The following is a 2,181-nucleotide window of genomic DNA, read 5'->3' as shown; positions in this document are numbered from 1 at the left end:
CAGCCAAGCGCTCTCACGACATTGCGCAATCTTGTCGAGGGGGCAACCGGCGCCGACGTCGCCGCACTTCGGGAGACGGAGTATCGAGCGAACCCAACAGTCCCCGCCCTTCTCAACCTCGTACGCGAGCTAGAACATACTCGGGACTTTACGAAGCTTGCCGCATTTGCGGGTATTCTCTTCGAGCAGATCAAAGACCTTCCCAGCGCCGAAACCTATACCTTCGCTCTCTATGAGACAAATGCCGACGATACGATCGTTGCGTTTGCGGATACGTATCCAGAGATCGTCGCCGCATCTCTGAAAATTGGCGCGACGGTGGCGTGGGCGTAACAGGGGCATAAGGCCGGGCAGGGCTGCCAGTCAGGCTGGGTTGCCGACGAGTTCCGGAAGATAGGGGACGGCGGCGTTGCCGGCGACGGCAAGTCTGGAGCCGAGATAGTCCCAGAACGAGATGCGGAGTTTGGCGCAGGTCTTGGCGATGCCGAGGAAGGCGTCGCGGCAGTCACGCCCGGCATCGCTTCTTGTCCCGCCGCTGAGCTTGCGCCTGGTCACCTGGCAGCGAATGTCATTCTCGGAACCGTTGGTGTGGAGCGGGATGTCCGGCCGATCGAGCACCATCAGCAATTCGGCCTTGTTGGCGTGGAGACGGGCGAGCAGCCGGTCGAGGGTGGCGAAGCCGGTGCGGCGCTTGAAGATGCGGTCGAAGCGGGTGCGCAGAGCGGCCCGTCGCGCCGGCGTTGGATCGCGGCGATAGGCCTTGAGGTCGGCATAGAACCACCAGATGAGGCTGCGCACGCGCTGCTGGGCGGCGTGGTGCCGGTCGGTGAAGGTGTCGAGCTTGTGGACCAGCCGCTCGGCATGGACCCAGCACAGGCCGTGGCGACCGACATCGAACTGGCCGGCATCATCGCTGACGATGACGGTGTCCGTCAGAAGCCCATGCGCCTTGACGCTGCCCCAGAGCGCCCCCTCGGTCGCGATCAGCACCGGATCGGGCGTGACCTTGAGCGCGGCGATGCCGAGCCGGTCGAGATGGGCCAGCCACGCCGCCTGGTCGGCGAAGCGCTTGGTCTCATGCTCCGCGAGCATCCGGATGACCGAGCCGGCAAGCGACCGGCTGCGCATATAGGCGAGCGCCTCGGTGTTGACGACGTAATCGCCATGGCCGGCGCGCAGCAATTCCAGGAAATTGAGCCGGCTCTTCGAGCCGGTGGTGCCGAACCAGGCGAAGCGGTCGTTGCCGATCTGCGTGCAGTACCCGTTCCGGGCCTTGTGGCGGGCCCCGGTGTCGTCGACCGTGACCCAAGGGGCCGTGGCGAGCCCGGCGCGCAGCACGTCCTGCGCCTCGACCTGGAAACGGTCCTGGCGATCGATCAGCAGACGAACCACCTGCCGCTTCGAGACCGCGATGCCGATCGCGTCGAGCATGGCCGTCAGCCGTGGCACGGTCACCTGTCCCTGATGATATTGCGCCAGCACGAAACGGCGGAGCGCCGGGCCAAAATGACCGTCGATCCCCTCCGGCAGCGGCGCCACCACGGTCCGGCCGTCGGGCGTTACCCAACGCTCGCGCCGGAACCGGATCGCCATCGGCCGCAGTTCCAGATCCTGCACGAAGAAACTCTCATAGCCCTTGAAGCGCGAGCCGGCCGGCACCGCGACGGTGAGCACCCGGTCCTCGACCGCGACGCGCACCCGCTTGGCCCCGCGCCCCCGGCGCCTGCCCCCACCGGAACGCGGCTTCGGCTCGCTCGCCTGCTCCATCCCGCTCGGCTTGATCGACGGCGGCCCCTTCAGCCCCTTCAGCCGGGCGATCTCGGCCCGCTGCTCCGCCACCACCTGCTTCAGCGCCGCGACCTCGCCCAGAAGCGCCAGCACGAGCACCCTCAAATCGGCTGCGGAAAGATTATCGAGGTCATTGGCCGGCGACATGCCGACACAGAATCGGAAAACAGCCCCGCACGGAACCCGCGGCGCGCTCAGCGAGTCAACTTGACGCGCCCGGCCTTATGCCCCTGTTGCCCGATGGTGACGCCGCCAGCTTGACAATTTCATCCAGATGTTCTCTATATGTTCCTGACAATCCGCTTGGAGCCCCACAGGTGACGGTTGGGATCGACGCGACAGCCACCATCCTCCATGCGGATCTGGATGCCTTTTACGCGTCGGTCGAGCAGC

2 protein-coding genes are annotated in these 2,181 nt (G+C 65.9%); one reads left to right on the top strand and one right to left on the bottom strand.

The features are described 5' to 3' along the window. Positions 1–333, top strand: a 333-nt coding sequence (locus AAAB35_RS20100) for a hypothetical protein (protein ID WP_340670045.1), incomplete at its 5' end; no start/stop codon positions are given. 30 nt (positions 334–363) lie between these two features. Here AAAB35_RS20100 and AAAB35_RS20095 read toward each other — a convergent pair. Continuing rightward, positions 364–1,935, bottom strand: a complete 1,572-nt coding sequence (locus AAAB35_RS20095; RefSeq protein WP_340670044.1) for a transposase — start codon at positions 1,933–1,935, stop codon at positions 364–366. Between the last annotated feature and the right edge of the window lie 246 nt (positions 1,936–2,181).

The organism is Phyllobacterium sp. (assembly GCF_037994425.1).
Classification (GTDB): Bacteria; Pseudomonadota; Alphaproteobacteria; order Rhizobiales; family Rhizobiaceae; genus Phyllobacterium.
The sequence above is the reverse complement of the archived record's forward strand: the minus strand, read 5'-3'. Positions and strand labels throughout refer to the sequence as shown.

What these genes read in the sequence shown, in the direction of transcription:
- AAAB35_RS20095 (WP_340670044.1), bottom strand. Translation starts at nt 1,935, where the DNA reads ATGTCGCCGGCCAATGACCTCGATAATCTTTCCGCAGCCGATTTGAGG.